At 64.1% G+C, this 17,600-nt stretch carries 18 protein-coding genes and 1 pseudogene; 11 read left to right on the top strand and 8 right to left on the bottom strand.

Annotated features, from left to right (window positions below):
* The first annotated feature begins 195 nt into the window (after positions 1-195).
* Complete coding sequence (locus ACK2SD_RS13545; RefSeq protein ID WP_039577571.1) at positions 196-747, top strand: ATP-dependent Clp protease proteolytic subunit; 552 nt, start codon at positions 196-198, stop codon at positions 745-747.
* Positions 748-756: 9 nt separating this feature from the next.
* Here ACK2SD_RS13545 and ACK2SD_RS13540 read toward each other — a convergent pair whose 3' ends face one another.
* Positions 757-4,899 (bottom strand): CheR family methyltransferase, encoded by a 4,143-nt coding sequence (locus tag ACK2SD_RS13540; RefSeq protein WP_412460008.1) that lies wholly within the window; start codon positions 4,897-4,899, stop codon positions 757-759.
* A gap of 391 nt (positions 4,900-5,290) precedes the next feature.
* On the opposite strand from ACK2SD_RS13540, the pseudogene ACK2SD_RS13535 reads away from it, so the two are divergent.
* The 3 genes and pseudogenes from ACK2SD_RS13535 to ACK2SD_RS13525 form a co-directional block, all read left to right on the top strand.
* Positions 5,291-5,449 (top strand): annotated as a pseudogene (locus ACK2SD_RS13535) (general stress protein); the annotation flags it as partial.
* Between the two features lie 73 nt (positions 5,450-5,522).
* The gene (locus ACK2SD_RS13530) at positions 5,523-6,746 is read left to right on the top strand and encodes a zinc-dependent alcohol dehydrogenase (RefSeq protein WP_412460007.1); all 1,224 of its coding nucleotides are present in this window, start codon (positions 5,523-5,525) and stop codon (positions 6,744-6,746) included.
* A 95-nt stretch (positions 6,747-6,841) separates the two neighbouring features.
* Positions 6,842-7,147, top strand: coding sequence for a DUF6555 family protein (locus ACK2SD_RS13525; protein WP_052192032.1), 306 nt, complete (start codon positions 6,842-6,844; stop codon positions 7,145-7,147).
* Between the two features lie 13 nt (positions 7,148-7,160).
* On the opposite strand, the gene ACK2SD_RS13520 is transcribed toward ACK2SD_RS13525, so the two are convergent.
* The gene (locus ACK2SD_RS13520; protein WP_412460006.1) at positions 7,161-8,168 is read right to left on the bottom strand and encodes an aldo/keto reductase; all 1,008 of its coding nucleotides are present in this window, start codon (positions 8,166-8,168) and stop codon (positions 7,161-7,163) included.
* A 158-nt stretch (positions 8,169-8,326) separates the two neighbouring features.
* On the opposite strand from ACK2SD_RS13520, the gene ACK2SD_RS13515 reads away from it, so the two are divergent.
* Positions 8,327-8,800 carry a YbjN domain-containing protein gene (locus ACK2SD_RS13515; protein ID WP_412460005.1) on the top strand — a complete coding sequence of 158 codons (474 nt, stop codon included), beginning with the start codon at positions 8,327-8,329 and terminating at the stop codon, positions 8,798-8,800.
* 10 nt (positions 8,801-8,810) lie between these two features.
* Here the strand turns inward: ACK2SD_RS13515 and alkB are convergent, their stop codons facing one another.
* A complete protein-coding gene (alkB, locus tag ACK2SD_RS13510) occupies positions 8,811-9,455 on the bottom strand; it encodes a DNA oxidative demethylase AlkB (protein WP_412460004.1) in 645 nt (214 codons plus the stop codon).
* 274 nt (positions 9,456-9,729) lie between these two features.
* Between alkB and ACK2SD_RS13505 the strand changes: the two genes are divergently transcribed.
* Together ACK2SD_RS13505 and ACK2SD_RS13500 are read left to right on the top strand one after the other, a co-directional pair.
* Positions 9,730-10,338: an SCO family protein gene (locus tag ACK2SD_RS13505; RefSeq protein WP_029614138.1), complete on the top strand. Its 609-nt coding sequence runs from the start codon at positions 9,730-9,732 to the stop codon at positions 10,336-10,338.
* Positions 10,339-10,821, top strand: a complete 483-nt coding sequence (locus tag ACK2SD_RS13500; RefSeq protein WP_304484946.1) for a copper chaperone PCu(A)C — start codon at positions 10,339-10,341, stop codon at positions 10,819-10,821.
* Positions 10,822-10,868: 47 nt separating this feature from the next.
* On the opposite strand, the gene ACK2SD_RS13495 is transcribed toward ACK2SD_RS13500, so the two are convergent.
* The 4 genes from ACK2SD_RS13495 to ACK2SD_RS13480 form a co-directional block, all read right to left on the bottom strand.
* Entirely contained in the window at positions 10,869-11,096 is a 228-nt protein-coding gene (locus ACK2SD_RS13495) for a hypothetical protein (protein ID WP_029614139.1), read from the bottom strand.
* A gap of 64 nt (positions 11,097-11,160) precedes the next feature.
* Complete coding sequence (locus ACK2SD_RS13490) at positions 11,161-11,994, bottom strand: AraC family transcriptional regulator (RefSeq protein WP_412460003.1); 834 nt, start codon at positions 11,992-11,994, stop codon at positions 11,161-11,163.
* A complete protein-coding gene (locus ACK2SD_RS13485) occupies positions 11,991-12,305 on the bottom strand; it encodes an AzlD domain-containing protein (RefSeq protein ID WP_029614140.1) in 315 nt (104 codons plus the stop codon). The genes ACK2SD_RS13490 and ACK2SD_RS13485 overlap by 4 nt, the downstream gene beginning before the upstream one ends.
* Positions 12,302-13,003 (bottom strand): AzlC family ABC transporter permease, encoded by a 702-nt coding sequence (locus tag ACK2SD_RS13480; protein WP_412460002.1) that lies wholly within the window; start codon positions 13,001-13,003, stop codon positions 12,302-12,304. The genes ACK2SD_RS13485 and ACK2SD_RS13480 overlap by 4 nt, the downstream gene beginning before the upstream one ends.
* A gap of 156 nt (positions 13,004-13,159) precedes the next feature.
* Here ACK2SD_RS13480 and ACK2SD_RS13475 point away from each other — a divergent pair, with 156 nt between their 5' ends.
* The 3 genes from ACK2SD_RS13475 (at position 13,160) to ACK2SD_RS13465 (ending at position 16,139) form a co-directional block, all read left to right on the top strand.
* Entirely contained in the window at positions 13,160-14,023 is an 864-nt protein-coding gene (locus ACK2SD_RS13475) for a hypothetical protein (protein ID WP_412460001.1), read from the top strand.
* Positions 14,024-14,073: 50 nt separating this feature from the next.
* Positions 14,074-14,826, top strand: coding sequence for a methyltransferase domain-containing protein (locus ACK2SD_RS13470; protein WP_412460000.1), 753 nt, complete (start codon positions 14,074-14,076; stop codon positions 14,824-14,826).
* A gap of 98 nt (positions 14,827-14,924) precedes the next feature.
* Positions 14,925-16,139 (top strand): YeeE/YedE family protein, encoded by a 1,215-nt coding sequence (locus ACK2SD_RS13465; protein ID WP_039577595.1) that lies wholly within the window; start codon positions 14,925-14,927, stop codon positions 16,137-16,139.
* A gap of 136 nt (positions 16,140-16,275) precedes the next feature.
* On the opposite strand, the gene ACK2SD_RS13460 is transcribed toward ACK2SD_RS13465, so the two are convergent.
* Positions 16,276-16,605 (bottom strand): hypothetical protein, encoded by a 330-nt coding sequence (locus tag ACK2SD_RS13460; protein WP_412459999.1) that lies wholly within the window; start codon positions 16,603-16,605, stop codon positions 16,276-16,278.
* 227 nt (positions 16,606-16,832) lie between these two features.
* Here ACK2SD_RS13460 and ACK2SD_RS13455 point away from each other — a divergent pair, with 227 nt between their 5' ends.
* A complete protein-coding gene (locus ACK2SD_RS13455; RefSeq protein ID WP_039583158.1) occupies positions 16,833-17,585 on the top strand; it encodes a FadR/GntR family transcriptional regulator in 753 nt (250 codons plus the stop codon).
* The last annotated feature ends 15 nt before the right edge of the window (positions 17,586-17,600 follow it).

The raw sequence follows: 17,600 nt of genomic DNA, 5'->3' as shown, positions 1-17,600 counted from the left end.
CTTGGAATCGGTCGATACAGTGTGTGCGACTGAAACGAAGGGGCGGGGGTTCCGAATGGATGGTCAGCGCGCGCTGGACGGTGCAGCGCCGGTCAGCGACGGTCGCCGGGCGGTGGTTGCGGGGAACTTTGTCGCTGCGCACGATTCCACCGAGAGCCGGATGCCCGAGGCGCCCGGACCACTCTGGAGGTGCTCATGGCCCGACATATCATCCACTTCACCGGCCCGATCAATTCCTCGACCTGCGGCAACTTGATCAACACCTGCTCGCGCGCTGTCCAGCAAGGTGCCGAGGCGCTGCAGATCAACATCGCGACCATGGGCGGGGAGTGCAGCTACGGTTTTACTCTGTACAACTTCCTCCTGGCTCAACCGATACCGGTGCACACCCACAATCTCGGCACCGTCGAGTCGATGGGCAACATCCTGTTCCTGGCAGGCAGCCGGCGTACCGCCTGCCGCTACAGCAAGTTCCTGTTCCACCCGTTTCACTGGACGCTGCACGGCTCGGTGGACCATTCGCGCATGGCCGAATACGCCATGAGCCTGGACTACGACCTGAGGCTGTACGCCGAAATTGTCGCCGAACGCACGCAGGGATCGCGCGAAGACCTGGACGTCACCCGCTACCTGATGGCGTACCCGCGTATCCTTGGCCCCGCCGAGGCGCTGGCCAGCGGGATGATCCACGCCATCGACGAATTGCCGCTGGCCGGTGACGTGGTGCAGTGGAGCGTGCATGCCTGAGGCCAGGCCTCAGTAAGGCACCGACCCGCTCAACGACTCGATCACCTCGATCAGTTCGTCGTAGCCCACGGGCTTGTTCAGGTGGCGGTCGAAGCCCGACTGCCGCGACTTGTGCTGATCGGCACTGGCACCGTAGCCGGTCAAGGCAATGGCCGGTGTGCTGCGCAGGTGTTCCAGGCTGCGCAGGGCCTTGATCAAGGTATGGCCATCCATGCCCGGCATGCCGATGTCCGAGAGGATGATGTCGTAGCGGTCCTGCCCGGCCGCCTCCAGCGCCTTGCGCGGATCGCTGTAGGCGTGCACCACGGCGCTTTCCATCTCCAGCAATTGCTGCATCACGTCCAGCACCTCGATCGAGTCGTCCACCAACAGCACGCAGATGCCATGCAGACGGCCCTCGGTCTGTTGCGGCGGGGCATCGGCGGGCTCGTCCTGGCGTGCTGCGCTGAGCGGTAGACGTACGCTGAAGACGCAGCCCTGGCCCAAGCCCGGCGACTGCGCGCGCACCGTGCCGTCATGCGCTTCGACCAGTTGGCGGACCAACGACAAGCCGATGCCCAGTCCTTCGCGGTTGTGGCTGGTGGCGGCAGGGGCGGCCTGGCTGAACAGGTCGAAAATCTTTTCCAGGCTGTCCTCGCGCAGGCCTACTCCTTGGTCGATGACTTGCAGCAGGGCCTGGTCGTCTTCGCGGCTGAGCAGCAGATGAATCTCGCCGCCGTCGGGGCTGAATTTCAGGGCGTTGTTCAGCAGGTTCCAGATAATCTGCTCCAGCCGCGTACTGTCGCCTTCGATGTACAGCGGCTGACCATCGGTCGGCACGCTCAGGCGTACCGTGCAGTTGTGCTGTTCGCTCGACACCACCGCATGAATACCCAGCAGGATCGCGGTGAGATCGACCGATTCGGTCCGCAACTTGAGCTTGCCGGTACGGATACGTGCCACATCGAGCAGGTCGTCGATGATCCGGGCCTGGCTCGACACCGCTTCGCAGATGGTGCTGACCGCCTTGCTCGCGGTGCCTGCACCTTTGATCACGGGCAGGCGGCGGAGGATTTCGGCGTTGAGCTGGATGAGGTTCAGCGGATGCTTGAGCTCGTGGGACATCACCGCGAAGAACTCGTCCTTCAGGTGGCTGGAGGTTTGCGACTCGGCCAGTTGCTTGCTCTGCTCATCGTGCAGGCGCTTGTGGCCGGTGAGGTCGCGGGCGATCTTGACGTAGCCGCGCAGGCTGCTGCCCTTGAGCAGCGAGACCTCGCCGCTGCAATAGAAACGGCTGCCGTCCTTGCGCACGTGCCAGCGTTCGTCCTGGCCGCGCCCATTGACCCGGGCACTGTGCAGTTCGCGCTCGGGCACGCTGCCCTGGCGATCCTCCTCGGTGAAGATCAACTCGTAGTGCCGGCCCAGGACTTCTTCCTTGGTATAGCCGAAGATCAGGGTAGCGCCGGTGTTCCAGTCGCTGATCGAGCCCTGCTCGTCGAGCAGGATGATAGCGAAGTCATGGGTGCTTTCGGCCACCAGGCGCATGCGTTCCTCGCCCAGGCGCAGGCGTTCTTCGGTGGCGCGGCTCTTGCTGATGTCGATGAAGGTCAACACCGTGCCGTCGATTTTCTGCTCGCTGGAGCGGTAGGCCAGCAGCCGGGTGAAGTACCAGTGCTGGTCCTGGCCGCTGACCTCGCGCTCGATGCTGGTGCCGCCCTGGGCCACGGCGCGGGCGTCGTCGGCCAGCTCCGGGTAGTTCAGGCGGTGCGTGATGTCGAGCAGCGAGCGGCCGGTGTCGACCGGCAGCATGTTGAAGATGTCGGTGGCGCGCGGGGTGAACCAGCGGATGCACAGGTTGCGGTCGACGAACACCGTGGCGATGTCGGTGGAGGCGATCAGGTTGCTCAGGTAGTCGTTGACCTTGTCGGTTTCCTCGACTTTGTTCTTGAGTTCGTAGTTGACCGTCAGTAATTCCTCGTTGATCGATTGCAACTCTTCCTTGCTGGTTTCCAGTTCTTCGCTGGCCGAGCGTAGCTCCTCGTTGATGGCCTGCATCTCTTCATTGGAGGCGGTCAGTTCCTCGCTGGAAATCTCCGATTGCTCGATGGTTTCCTGCAACTGCAAGCGCGTGCGCTGCAGTTCACGCTCCAGGTTGGTCAGCACCATGCTGTCGGTCTGGCGGATGCCGCCGGCCAGGGCAATGGAAGGGTCCGGGGCGCGTTCCTCGAAAACCACCAGCAGGCACTCGCTGACGCTGGGGTCGTCCTTGTGCGGGTGGACGACGATTTCCACCTGGATTCGCTCGTCGCCTTCGCCCAGTTCGACCGGGCGCGAAGTGACTGCCTGGGAGCCCTGGCGGGCCTGGAACAGGGTGCTGCGCAAGGCCAGACGCAGGCTGGGCAGCACCAGATTGATCAGGTTGCGGCTCGGCTCGCCGCCGGTCAGTTGCAGAAAGCGACCGACGCCGTCGCTCATGTGCAGGATCATGCCTTCGCCATCGACGATCAGGCTTGGTGGGCTGCGCCGGGCCAGGGCGCGGTGATGGACTTCGGCGTAGGACGGCTTGCGCGCAGTGCGCGTCTTGACCGGGGTGCCCGGGGTGGCGGGCGGCAGGTCGGCGCCGGTCAGCCGGCGTCCGGAGTGGCGCAGGCCACTGGGCATTTCGCGGGCGCGGAAGATGCGGTTGCGCTTGTCCACCGGGGCGAACAACTCGCCGGCCAGGTCGGCCGATTCGGAGGATCCGAGGAACAGGTAACCGCCGGGGCGCAGGGCGAAGTGGAACATCTGCAGAATGTCGCGCTGCACCTCACGGTCGAGGTAGATCAGCAGATTGCGGCACACCACCAGGTCGATCTGCGAGAACGGCGGGTCGGACAACAGGTTGTGCCGAGCGAACAGCACCTGCTCGCGCACCTCCTTGCGCACCCGGTAGTGCTGGTCTTCCTTGCTGAAGAACTGGCGTAGCCGCCCGGGCGGCACATCGGTGACGATCGCTTCGGAATAGTTGCCGCTGCGCGCTTGCGTGATGGCGCGCCCGTCCAGGTCGGTGGCGAACACCTGGACCTTGGCCTCGCGCTTCTCCAGGGCTAGTTGCTCGCTGACCAGCATGGCCAGGCTGTAGGCTTCTTCGCCGGTGGAGCAGCCTGCGGACCAGACGCGAATGTCGGCGGGGCCTTCGCCGCTTTCGCCGTCGCTGACCAACTCGGGCAACACATGCCGCTCAAGGGCTTCGAAGGCTTCGCGGTCGCGGAAGAAGTTGGTCACGCCGATGAGCATGTCGGCTAGCAACTCATCGGACTCCTCCGGATGCTGCTCCAGGTAACGGTAGTAGCCGGGCAGGTCGGTCTGCGCGGTCACGTGCAGGCGCCGTTCGATGCGACGCAACACGGTGGCGCGCTTGTAGTGCTGGAAGTCATGGCCGGTGTTGGCGCGCAGCAGCAGGAGGATTTCCTCGAGCAGCGGTTCGGCCTGCTGCGGGTCGCCCTCGCGGATGCCCAGCGGCGGCGGCATGTTCTGCTCGTCCACTTCCGGCAGGCGCACTTGCTTGGCCTTGAGCCAGATTTCCATCAACTTCTGGGCCATGTCGGCTGCCGGCATGACGAAGTCCACCAGGCCGGTGGCGATAGCGGCGCGGGGCATGCTGTCGTGCAGGGCGTCGTCTGGTGTTTGCACCAGGGTCACGCCGCCCTGTTCCTTGATCCGCGACAGGCCCACTGCACCATCGGCGCCCGTGCCCGAAAGCACCACGCAGAAGGCATGGTCCTTGTGCACATCGGCCAGGTCGCGGAAGAACAGGTCAATGGCCACATGGTCGCCACGACGGCGATTGGCCGGGCTGACGCGCAGATAGCCGTCGTTGGTGGAAAGCCGGTTGGCCGGTGAGATCACGTAGACGTGGTTGCGCTCGATCGGCACTGGCGCTGTCACCTGGCGCACGGGCATTCGCGTTACGCCCTGAATGATATGGTCCGCCATGCTCTGATGGTCCGGGGACAGGTGCAGTACCACCACGAATGCCATGCCGCAGTCGGCAGGCATCTGTTCGAAGAAGGTACAGATGGCCTCGATGCCGCCGGCCGATGCGCCGATGCCCACCACCGGAAAGTCGAGGTGACTGGGCATCAGTTTGCGATTGATCGGTGAGGCGGTGGACTGGTTGGAAGACGACGTCATGGCACGGCCTTGTACAGGGCGAGGGGACCACCCAGAGAGGGGAATCGGACAGGGTGAGGGAGTATAGGCTTCGCAGCGTCGAGGGCGAAAGCGGTGGCTTAGGCTCGCTTCTCCGGGATTGGGACTTCGACTTGAGGCGCGCAGGAAAGTGCTGGTATAGCGGCAATATTCATCGTGGCATGCAGAACGGCCAATACTGGGGCGCTAAAGTCAGGCCCCGGCGCCTTTAGCGCCGCCGGTCAGAGATTCATCAAAATGATGGAGCGCAGTGTCAGGCGACTGTCGGAACCAGGGTAGGACCGGCTGGCCACAGAATCCTTACAGGAGACATGACATGGCACATGAACATGAGCAGGACCGCCCAAGCAAGCGCGGCGGCACCCGGCAGACCAATCCGGGCAATTTCGCCAACGATCCCGAGCGCGCATCGCGAGCTGGTCAAAAGGGCGGACAGAACTCTGGCGGCAACTTCGCCAACGACCGCGAGCGTGCCTCCGAGGCCGGGCGTCGGGGCGGGCAGAACAGCCGCGGCGGCGCACGCGATGCTTGATGGCTAGACTCTGAACAGGCCCGGCCATCTCTTGGCCGGGCCAGTGGCAATCCTCAGCCCTGGAGAGCGAATCATGCGTGCATTGACCTATCACGGCGCCGGTGATGTGCGGGTAGACACGGTGGCCGATCCCATTCTGCAAGACCCCGACGACCTGATTCTACGCGTGACCGCGACCGCGATCTGCGGCTCGGACCTGCACCTTTATCGCGGCAAGATTCCCATGGTCGAGCAAGGCGATATCCTCGGGCACGAGTTCATGGGCATCGTCGAGGAAGTCGGCAGCGGCGTGACGGCGGTGCAGCGCGGGGACCGGGTGGTGATTCCCTTCGTGATCGCCTGCGGTGGTTGTTTCTTCTGCCAGCACGAACTGTTCGCGGCGTGCGAGACCACCAACACGGGTCGCGGCGCCATCCTCAACAAGAAGGCCATCCCGCCGGGGGCGGCGTTGTTCGGCTACAGCCATTTGTATGGCGGCATCGCGGGTGGGCAGGCCGACTACGTGCGGGTGCCGAAGGCCAACGTCGGCCCGTTCAAGGTGCCGGGGCATCTGGCTGACGACAAGGTGCTGTTTCTCTCCGACATCCTCCCAACGGCCTGGCAGGCGGTGGTCAATGCCGACGTGGGCGAAGGCTCTTCATTGGCCATCTACGGGGCCGGCCCGGTCGGCCTACTGTCGGCGGCGTGCGCACGCATGCTGGGCGTGGAACGCATCTTCATGGTCGACAACTGCGGTTATCGGCTCGATTACGCCCGCCAGGCCTACGGTGTGATTCCCATCGATTTCTCCCACGATGACGATCCGGCCGACACCATCATCCGCCAGACCGCCGGCATGCGCGGGGTGGACGCGGTGATCGACGCAGTAGGCTTCGAGGCCAAGGGCAGCGCTACCGAGTCGGTACTCACCGCCTTGAAGATCGAAGGCAGCAGCGGCAAGGCGCTGCGCCAGAGTATTGCTGCCGTGCGGCGCGGCGGAGTGGTGAGCGTGCCGGGGGTGTATGCCGGTTTCGTCCATGGCTTCCTGTTCGGCGACGCCTTCGACAAGGGCCTGACCTTCAAGATGGGGCAGACCCATGTCCAGCGCTATCTGCCCGAGTTGCTGGAGCATATCGAGGCGGGGCGGTTGAATCCGGAGGCGATCGTCACCCATCGCCTGGCGCTGGAGGACGCTGCGCGTGGCTATGAGTTGTTCGACGAGATGCAGGAGCGCTGCCGCAAGGTAATCCTGCAGCCCGGTGCGGTGCCGGATCCCGAGATCGAGGCCGTGCGCCGAAGCTTGGCGGGGCAGGACTGAACGCACTGTTTATCCACTTGTTCGACAATTTTCTGAATCTTCGCGATGAAGCCCGATCAATCTAGGGTCATCCATGGAGAACAGGAGGCCCAGAAATGCCAGCTCCACAGTTGTACGTCATCGAATACAAGCAGCATGGGCAGCTGCGCAGCTTCATCATTCGATCGGAGCGCATGGACAATGCCGAGGCTTGGCATTGGGCCAGTTGCGATGCGGGGGTGGGCATCATTCCCAAGTTCGGGCGAGAGAAGATCAAGAAAGTCAGCCGGCCCATGGCTGAGCGCTACGGCATTACCGATGTGACCTGGCGGTTGTCCGGAAGCGGTGCCGGACGCAACGGCAGCGACAGCCCGCAACGCACCGAGCCGCTGTCTGGCGGCGAGATGCGTGTGCTGGTGTGATCACCGGGTTAAGTCAGCGCGGCAGCCGCCCGCTGACGAAATGCGCGACATCGTTGAATCCCGGGGTCGAAGCATGCCCTGGGGTGACCAGTGAATCGACGAAGGCTTCGTCTTCAGTGCTGATCTGGACCTCCAGCGCGCCGGCGTAGGTTTGCCACTGCGCCTCGGTGCGCGGGCCGACGATGGCCGAGCTGATCAATTGGTTGTTGAGTACCCAGGCAATGGCGAATTCGACCATGCCGACCCCTTTGGCCTGGGTGTAGGCGTGGATCTTCTGGGCAATGGCCAGCGATTCCTGCCGCCATTCCACCTCCATGATGCGTTTGTCCTGGCGCGCCGCACGGCTGCCTTGCTCAGGTGTGGCGCCCGGTGCGTACTTGCCACTGAGCACGCCGCGCGCCAGCGGGCTGAAGGGCACCACGCCCAAGCCATGGTAGGCGGCTGCCGTGAGCTGCTCGGGCTCGGCCTGGCGGTTGACGATGTTGTACAGCGGTTGGCTGACCACCGGTTTGGCCACACCCAGGCGCTCGGCCAGGTTGCAGATCTCGGCGATGCGCCAGCCGCGGAAGTTGGACACGCCCCAGTAGCGGATCTTGCCTTGCTGCAGCAGGTCCCCCATGGCGCGCACGGTTTCCTCCAGCGGCACCTGGTGGTCCTCGCGGTGCAGGTAGTAGATGTCCAGGTAATCGGTGTTCATGCGCGTGAGCGTGGCGTGCAGGGCATTGAACAGGTGCTTGCGCGACAGACCGCTACGGTTGGGCAGTCCGTCGATCGGACCATAGCCGCCTTTGGAGGCGACCACCCAGTCCTGACGATTATGCGCCACCGCCTGGCCGACGATTTCCTCGGAGCGTCCGGCGTTGTACACATCGGCGGTGTCGATGAAGTTGATGCCCTGGTCCCAGGCCTGGCCGATGATCTTCAGCGCAGTCGGGGTGTCGGTCTGTTCGCCGAACATCATGCTGCCCAGGGTCAGGGCGGAAACGTGCAGGCCGGAGCGGCCGAGGGGGCGGTAGCGCATGCTGAAGGTCCTTGCATCGGGGGAGGGGATCGGTCCGTTTTACACACAACGTCGTGGCTTTTAAAGGCTGGGCGCGCGTGCCTGGGTGTCGTCCTGGCCAATCAGAAGCGCTGTGCTACTACTTGATAGCGACGTAATGATGATGAGGAAGCGTGTGCATGTCGGATGTGACCCTTATTGAAACCGTGAGCGTAGAGTCGCTGACCGAGCTGCTGCAGGATGCCGGCTGTCGGGTCAACCGCAACGAGCAGAGCGCTGTGGTGCAGTTGCTCAGCGCCAGTCAGGGCGTGGGCTATGCGGTGCGCTTCGGCAACCGCGCGCCAGGCAAGGACGGCGAGTTTCTCGACTTTACCTTCAGCTGTGCGCTGCGCATCCAGGGTGACCTGCCGGACGGCTTGGCTGAACGCTGGAATGCGAGCCGGCGGTTCGCCCGGTTGTCGCTACAAGGTGAATTTCTGGTGATGGAAATGGATGTCGTGGTGGCCGATGGCGTCACCCCGAAGCATCTGCTCGGTAGCCTGCTGCTGTGGGATCGGGTGTTGCAGGAGTTCATCGTTTATCTGCGCGACTACGGGCGTAATAACCCGGTACAGGCCGCGCAGTCGGTCAGCGACGACACGGCTGCGGTCTGAAGGCTGTGCTTCAGCCGGCCCTGCGCAAGGTCAGGTTGATGCGTCGCTCGCCCATTCGTTCATGGCGTCCCGGCTTGATCGGCAACACGCCATGAAATCGCAGCCGGTCCTCGCCGCCCCAGACCAGGACATCGCCATGACTGAGCGGCACCTGTTGCGGGCGGTCGCTGCGCTGATGGCCGCCGAACAGGAACGTGGCTGGCAGGCCCAGTGAAATCGACACGATCGGCTGGGCGAAGTCGCGTTCGTCACGGTCCTGGTGCAGGGTCAGCCGGGTGCCGGGCAGGTAGTGGTTGATCAGGCAGGCGTCGGCGATAAAACCGTCGAAGCCGGCTGCGGCGGCTGCCTGGGTTGCCAGGGACGATAACGTCTCGGGTAGCCTCGGCCAGGGTCGATCAGTGCGCGGGTCGGTGCGGCTGTAGCGGTAGCCGCGCTCATCGCTGACCCAGCCGAACGTGCCGCAGTTGCTCAAGGCCACGGCCATGTGCAGCCCGCCGGGCGTGCGCATGTGCCTGAAGGGTGCCGCGCGCAATACCGGGCGCAGCGCGTCGAGCAACGCTTCGATCTGCGGCAGGGCGAAGCCGGGGAGCAATACGGTGTGGCTGGCCAAGCGCTGCGGCTGCTGGCCGAACAGGTCGAGGTCGGACTGGATCATGGCGCTCACGGGCGGGGACAGGCGCTCAGTGTAGCGTCATGGCCGGGCAGCGCCCATGTCCTCCGGTCGTCCGTAGGCCTTCGCCGCACTGATCTCTAGCAACAAAGTGTTACTCTTTCAAGCCCTGCGACAACAGGCCGCAGCCCGTAAATACGGGGCTGCGGGGCAATCGCCGTGTCGTCGTGTGGCCGCTGACGGGGTGTCATGCCAGAATGCCGCGGTTTTCGACCGGTCCTGCGCGAGGACCGGCGCCTCTCCTGTAAAGGATGGTTCCATGACTGATCTACTGACTCGGCGCGCGGTCGTCGCCGGGATGGGTGTACTGGGGCTCGGTCTGCTGGCCGGCTGCAGCCCGGCCCGTGGCCTGGACTTCAAGTACGGCAAGAACATGAGCAACGAGATTCTCGGGCGCAAGTTCAAGCTCAAGGACCCTCAGGGCAACGAGCGGACCTTGTCGAGCTTCTACGGCTCGATGCCGATGATCTTCTTCGGTTTCACCCAGTGCCCGGCTGTGTGTCCGACCGCGCTGGCACGCGCAGCGCAGATCCGCCAACAGCTCAAGGGCCGTGATCGCGATCTGTTCCGGGTGGTGTTCATCACCCTGGATCCGGAGCGCGACACCCCGGAGGTGCTCGACGCCTACGTCAAGGCGTTCGACCCTTCATTCGTCGCCCTGACCGGCACGCCGGAAGAGATCGATGCTGTTGCCCGGGAGTTCAAGGTGTTCTACGAGAAGATCCCGACCGGCGACACGTACACCATTTCCCACTCGTCCACCAGCTACGTCTACGATACCCGTGGCACCCTGCGCCTGAGTCTCGGCCATTCCCTGAACGCCAAGGAATGCGTCGAAGACCTGCGCACATTGATGGAGATCTGCTGAATGTCGATGCAACCGATCAAGCGCGGCCTAGCCGCATTCGCCCTGCTGGGCCTGACCCTGCCGGCGTTGGCCGACACCAGCGTCAAGGACGCCTGGGTACGTGCCAGCGTCCCCCACCAGCAATCCACCGGGGCGTTCATGACCCTTACGGCGACGACCGACAGCAAGCTGGTCGGGGTCGCGTCACCCGTGGCCAAGACCGTGCAAGTACACGAGATGACCATGCAAGGCGACGTGATGGGCATGCGTGAGGTGAAGGCCGTGGATCTGCCGGCCGGCAAACCGGTGACCCTGGACCCGAACGGTTACCACGTGATGCTGATGGGGCTCAAGGACCAGGTCAAGGAAGGGCAGCAGGTGCCGCTGACCCTGACCATCGAAGATGCGCAAGGCCAGAAGCAAATCCTGGACGTCCAAGCCCCGGTCAAGCCATTGACCGCCGACATGAGCGGCGGCCACGACCATATGCACATGAAGCACTGATCGCCTTGATACCCGTTGGCCGCCCATCCGCCAACGGGTTGGAGGAATCAACTGCGAAAGCGCGGCAGTGGTCGGTCGACGGTGAGCGAGGTCAGCGTGCGCCGCACCTGCGCTTCGTCGGCCTCAAGCGCCTTGAGGCTGGCGCGGATCTTACCCGCCGCCGGGACATCGCCCTGCCGGTCGATCCAGTCGGCGATCTGTTTGCAGGCGCTGCTCAGGCAGGCCTGGCGCTGGTTCATCAAGTTGATGAGGGTGGTGAGTTCGCGTTCAGACATGACTGCATCCTCCATTCAGCCCCAATCAGTGTAGCAGCGCCTGGCCATCTCGCCGGGTGCGCGCTCAGCGCTGCACACAGGCCAGACGGTAGGCCCCGGGCGTGACGCCATAGGCTTGCTTGAACTGACGGTTGAGGTGGCTCTGGTCGGCGAAGCCCAGGGTAAAGGCCACCTCCAGTGCCGGCAGGCCGCGACGCAGCAGTTCCCTGGCCCGCGCCAGGCGCCGTTGTTTGAGCCAAGCATGGGGCGGCAGTCCAGTGGCCTGGCGAAACACGCGGGCGAAATGGAAAGGCGAGAGGTTGACGGCCGCTGCCAGGCTCTCCAGGGAAGGAGGATTGGCCAATTGGCTTTCCAGCAGTTCCCGCGCCCGCGCCACGGCCAGCGGCTCGTGGCCCGGTGCAGCAGGTTCGGCGCCGTGGCCATGGCGCTGCACCAGTCCCAGCACGGCTTCGCGCCAGGCCGTTTGCTGCTGCAGTGCGCTGGCGCCCTGTTCACAAAGGCGATGCAGTTGGCTAAGGGCGGCTGCCAGCAGCGGATCCTGGACCACGCTCTGGCGAAAATGTGGCAGGCCACCGCGCCTGAGTTCGAGCTCGTCGAGCACCCCAGTGACCCGTTGGTGCTCGGGGTAGAACGCCCGGTAACGCCAACCGGCCTCGTGGGCCTTCGCGCCGGTGTGCAACTCGTCAGGATTGATCAGCACCACGCTGCCGACCGGCGCCAGATGGTCGCTGCCACGGTGCCAGAAGCACTGCGCGCCGGACTCGATCACCGTGAACACGTAGCCTTCGTGCACATGGGGCGCGAAGCGCTGCTGCACGTAGCGGGCGTGCAGCATCTCGACATCGCCGAGCGCAGGCGCCTGCCACAGGTGGATCTGTTCGCGCAGGGGCGTACTCATGCCAGCCAACTGCGCAGAAGGATGAAGAGCAACATGCTCGCCAGCATGCTCAGCAGTACGCTGCGGGTCAACAGAACGAGTGCGATGGCCACCAAGGCGCCCAGCAGGTACGGGTTCAGCGGGTCCAGGTCGAGCTGATGGCCGGGCAGGAAAATGATCGGCCCACAGATTGCGGTGAGCATGCCCGGTACGGCGAATCCGAGGAACTGCCGCACGTTGGAGCTCAACCGCAGCGGCAGTCGCGGTTCGAGGAACACGTAGCGGTTGAGAAACACCAGCAGCCCCATGGCGACGATCAGTAACCAGATCATGGGCGGCTCCTTGTCAACTTCTGGCACACGAAGCCCGCCGCCATGCCCAACAGGCCGGCCAGGACCAAGGCGGTTTCCCAGTGCCAGGTGCTGAACAGCACCGAGCAGAACAGCGACACCGCCACGCACACCAAGGTCGGCAGATTGTTCACGCGGGGTGCGATCAGCGCGACGAAGGTGGCGACGATGGAGAAGTCCAGGCCCAACCGATCCAGGTGCGGGATGCTCTGACCGAGCACGATGCCGGCCAGGGTGAACAGGTTCCAGGCCACATAGAAGGTGAGTCCTACACCCAAGGCGTACCAGCGGTCGAACTGTTGACGGTCGTGATGGCTGGTCAGGGCGAACAGTTCATCGGTGAGCAGAAAACCCAGGCCCAGCCGCCAGCGCGTCGGCAGGCCGCAGATCACCGGCCGCATGGACAGCCCGTAGAGCAGGTGCTGCGAGGTGAGCAGCAGGGTCGTCAACAGGATCGATAGCACGCCGGCGCCGCTCTTGAGCATGCCAATCGCGACCAGTTGTGCGGCGCCGGCAAAGACGATGGCTGAAAGACCCTGGCCTTGCCAGGCGCTGAGGTCGGCTTCGATGGCCATGGAGCCGGCCAGCAGGCCCCAAGGCGCCACGGCCAGGGACAGTGGGACGATGGCGAGGCTGCCTTGGACGAACGCCTGGCGGTGATGCAGTGCAGGGCTGGGCATGGTGACTTCGAACGTAGGGCAGGGGTAGCCAGCATGCCAGAGCCAAGGCGGCAAGGCTTGAACGATCTTGCTGCCTGGGCGCTGGCCCGGGCCGAGCTGATGACATTTTTTTCACATCCCCTTGTTAGGATCGCCGCGACCTCAAAGGAGCGATCGATGATTCAAGTGTTGCGCACGCGCGCGGTAAAACTGACCTTGGCGGCCACGGCAGGCGTTGTCGTCAGTGCTTTAGTTTTCTTCGCCTGGCAGAGCTTCTGTCCCGTCCAGGCCGCCGATGGTTGGCAGGTTCAGGTGCTGCACGACGACCTGGACAAGGCCGCGTCGCTGCTGCCGCTGGCCGATGGCAGTCTGCTGGTCAGCCGTGAGCTGGACGACGGCAAAGGCAGCATTCTCAAGATCACCCCTCAAGGCGAACGTCAGGTCCTGATTGATGGCCTGTCCAAGCCTGACGGCATGACAGCGGTGGAGGGCGGCTGGGTGTTCAGCCAGGAGGGTGGGCTGGCGCCGGTCAACCTGTCCCGTGACGGCCAGATCACGGCCCTTTTCGAAGGCGAGGGCGTGCAAGGGCTGTGGAACGAGGGCGAGCACCTTTATGCCATCGAGGACCGCAAAGGCGAAGGTCGCCTGATGCGCTACGACTGGAGCACTGGCCAGGTGCAGGTGCTGCGCGCGGCGCTCACCGAAGGCGAGGGCCTTACCCGCTGTGAAGGTGGTCGTCTGCTTTATACCGAAAAAGCGGCCGGGCGCATTCGCGCACTGGGTGACAAGGGCGAGGATCCGGTGGTGGCCGAGGGCCTGCGCCATCCAACCTTCCTGTTTTGCGACCAACGCGGGTTGTGGATCAGCGAAGACTCGACCCACCGCGCCCGATTGCTGCGCATCGATGCCGATGGTCAGCAGCACACCGTCCTGTCGTTCCTCAAGGCGCCACAGTCGATCGTGCCCGACGGCCAGGGCGGTTATCTGCTCGCCGAAGGTGGACGGGATCGTGTACTACGCTTGTCGCCATCTGCGCAGTAGCGCTCGGCGGCCTGTCCCGCCACACTGACCACCCCGATCAGGAGCAGGGCATGGCGCTTTCCTCGACCGATTTCACCACCCGGCTGCTGGTCGATGCCGGCATAGGCCCCGGCATGCGTGTACTGGATGTCGGCTGCGGCATGGGCGATGTCAGCTTCATGCTCGCCGAGCTGGTGTCGGCGGACGGGGCGGTGGTGGGCATCGACCCGTTTGCCGCCGCGCTGGCGCACGCGCGCCAGCGTCAGGTAGATGGGCATGCTGCCAACGTCGAATTCGTCGAGTGTGACCTGCATCGACTGCCGGCGTCTCTGGGGCTGTTCGACGCCATCGTCGGGCGTCGAGTGCTCATGTACCAGCCCGATGCCGTGATTGCCGTGCGCCACTTGGCCAGGCTGCTGCTGCCCGGTGGCGTGCTGGTGTTCCAGGAACATGACAGCACGCTGACGCCCGCCAGCCTCGACCCTTTCCCCTTGCATCGCCGTGCCCAGCGCTGGTTGCAGCGCATGATCGCGCATGAAGGCGCCGACTTGCACATCGGTTTCAATCTGCACCGGATCTTCAGCCAGGCCGGGTTGCGGGTCGGTCACCTGCGCGCCGAATGCCTGCTGCAGACGCCTGACAGCCCCTACGGGCTGGCGGCGATCATTCGCGCCTGCCTTCCCCGCATCATCGAGCACGGCATTGCCACCGCGCGACAGGTCAACATCGACACCCTGCAGGCGCGTCTGGACGCCGAGCGGACCGCCTCCACGGGCATCTACATTGGCGACATGGCCTTTGGGATTTGGGCACACAAGCCCTGAACAGGCCGGTGTCACGACTGCGTGACGGTACAGGCATCTCGCCAACGCCCGCATAGCGGTATACTCGCGGTCCGTTCGACTGTTATCCGAGTATTTCAATGGGTCTTTCCACTACCGCCACTTCCGAGCCGCGCCGTCTGGGCGCGCCGCTCATCGCCCTGGTCCTGTTGCTGACCGGCGCCTGGTTTCTCCAACTCAATGCCAGCTTCAAGCAGATGCTGTTGCTGCTGGTGGGCGCGGCCCTGGGGCTGACCCTCTATCACGCCGCCTTCGGCTTCACATCGGCCTGGCGCGTGTTCATCAACGAGCGGCGCGGCGCAGGGCTGCGTGCGCAGATGGTCATGCTGGCACTGGCGGTCGTGTTGTTCTTCCCGGCCTTGTCTGCCGGCAGCCTGTTCGGTAATCCAGTCAACGGACTGGTGGCGCCCGCCGGAGTGTCGGTGGTGTTCGGCGCCTTCATCTTCGGCATTGGCATGCAACTGGGCGGCGGCTGTGCATCCGGCACCTTGTTCACGGTGGGCGGCGGCAACGCGCGCATGCTGGTGACCTTGCTGTTCTTCATCATCGGCTCGGTCGCCGCGACTCACCACGCCGATTGGTGGTTCGCCTTGCCGTCGTTCCCGGCCACCTCGATCGTCAAGACCTGGGGTGTCGGACCGGCACTGGTCGCCAGCCTTGGGCTGTTCGCGCTGATCGCGTGCGTGACGGTGATCCTGGAGCGACGTCGCCATGGTGTGCTGGAGCGGCCTGTGGGCAGCGAGCACCACGGCGTGCGGCGTTTTCTGCGCGGGCCGTGGCCGCTGCTGTGGGGGGCCATCGCTTTGGCGCTGCTGAACTACGCCACCCTGGCATTGGCCGGCCGCCCGTGGGGCATCACCTCTGCCTTCGCCCTGTGGGGCGCCAAGACCTTGAGTGGGTTGGGCGTTGATGTCGGCAGTTGGGTCTTCTGGCAGGCACCGGCCAACGCCAAGGCCCTGGCATCGCCGCTGTGGCAGGACATCACTACGGTCATGGATGTGGGCATCGTGCTCGGCGCCTTGCTCGCCGCCGGACTGGCGGGTCGGTTTGCGCCTAGCCTGAGGATTCCCTTGCCTTCGCTCGTCGCTGCGGTGATCGGGGGGCTGTTGCTGGGGTATGGTTCGCGTTTGGCCTACGGCTGCAACATCGGCGCCTATTTCAGTGGCATCGCGTCCGGCAGCCTGCACGGCTGGCTATGGCTGGTGGCCGCCTATGTCGGCAACGTGATCGGTGTGCGACTGCGTCCGCTGTTCTTCGCCGGTGAGCGACGTGCTGACAAGCTGACCGGGTGTTGAGCATCGGATCGTCAATCGTGAAGCTAAGAAACTACCTGAGCTTTATCGATAAATAGCTTTAGGTTTTCATCTTAAACTATTGATTAAAAAAACATTCTTGGCTTGAGGCTCTGATCGGCAGAGCCTCTGCTGCGAATCATCGACGGGCTACGGCATGCTGAACGCACTGTTCGTAGTACGTCTGCTTGATCGCCTTGGGCGGCAGCCTTGAACGACTGTTGTAGGTCTGTTCAGTGATGCCCATGGCGGTCATGCGCATCCAGGGCTTGGCGAAGCGGCGTACCTGCAGTTTCTTGCGCGCTGCATACAGCGTGGCCCCCGACAGTTTGGACTGCTGCGCTTCAGCGGCGATCTGAGCGCCCCATCCACAGACGCTGCGATCGTTCTGGTTCAACGGCCTGGCCTGGGCGTCCCATGCCACGAAGGCCAGTGCACAGCTGGCCAGGGTTGCTAGAAATACGCGCATGTTGCTGTCCTAAGCATCTGAAGAAAAAGGGAGTTTGCCTTCGCTTCTACGGCATCGGGGCCAGCAAATTGCCGTCAGGCGACGGACTGTCATACCCCTTCCAGGGACCATGGCCGCGCGAGCATGGGCTGGTTCATGTGAGGCGAGGAATATCGGGTGTATCGATGTGATCGTACAACTGCATGCGTTATGATGGCCGCTGTCTTTTCACGATGAATCTGAACGGCATGACAGAGCAGCACGTACAGCCGCGGACACGACGCAAGCCGCGTAGTTTGGCTCAGGAATTGGTCACGGTGCTCACCGAGCGTATCCGCAACGGCCAGCTCAAGCGCGGCGACAAGTTGCCGACCGAGTCGCAGATCATGCTCGAGGAGGGGGTCAGTCGCACCGTGGTGCGGGAAGCCATCTCGCGCTTGCAGGCAGCCGGGCAAGTCGAAACCCGTCATGGCATCGGCACCTTCGTGCTCGACGCACCGAGCGCTACCGGCTTTCGGATCGATCCTGCGACCGTCGTCACCTTGCGCGAGGTGTTGGCGGTGCTGGAGTTGCGCATCGCTTTGGAGATCGAGGCGGCCGGACTGGCCGCCCAGCGGCGCAGCGACGCGCAGTTGCAGGGCATGCGCACGGCGCTGGACGAGCTCAATGAAGGCGCCGCACAGGCCTGCGATGCGGTCTCGGCGGACTTCCAGTTCCACCTACGCATCGCCCAGGCCAGCGGCAATCATTATTTCGCCGATATCCTCGCCCACCTGGGTACCAGCATCATCCCTCGCACCCGGCTCAATTCCGCGCGTCTGGCCCACGATGACCAGGCCCATTACCTCAGCCGCCTGAGTCATGAGCACGAGGCCATCTACGAAGCCATCGCTCGCAGTGACAGCGAGGGCGCGAAGTTGGCCATGCGCTTGCACTTGAGCAATAGCCGCGAGCGTCTGCGCCAGGCCCATGCCGCAGCCGAAGAGCAGCACGCGGGGTAGTGGGCAGGGGCCTCG

This window comes from Pseudomonas sp. SC11 (assembly GCF_047039205.1).
In the GTDB taxonomy this organism is placed as follows: Bacteria; Pseudomonadota; Gammaproteobacteria; order Pseudomonadales; family Pseudomonadaceae; genus Aquipseudomonas; species Aquipseudomonas boreofloridensis.
Note: the sequence above shows the minus strand (reverse complement) of the source record. Positions and strands in the feature narration are given on the sequence as shown.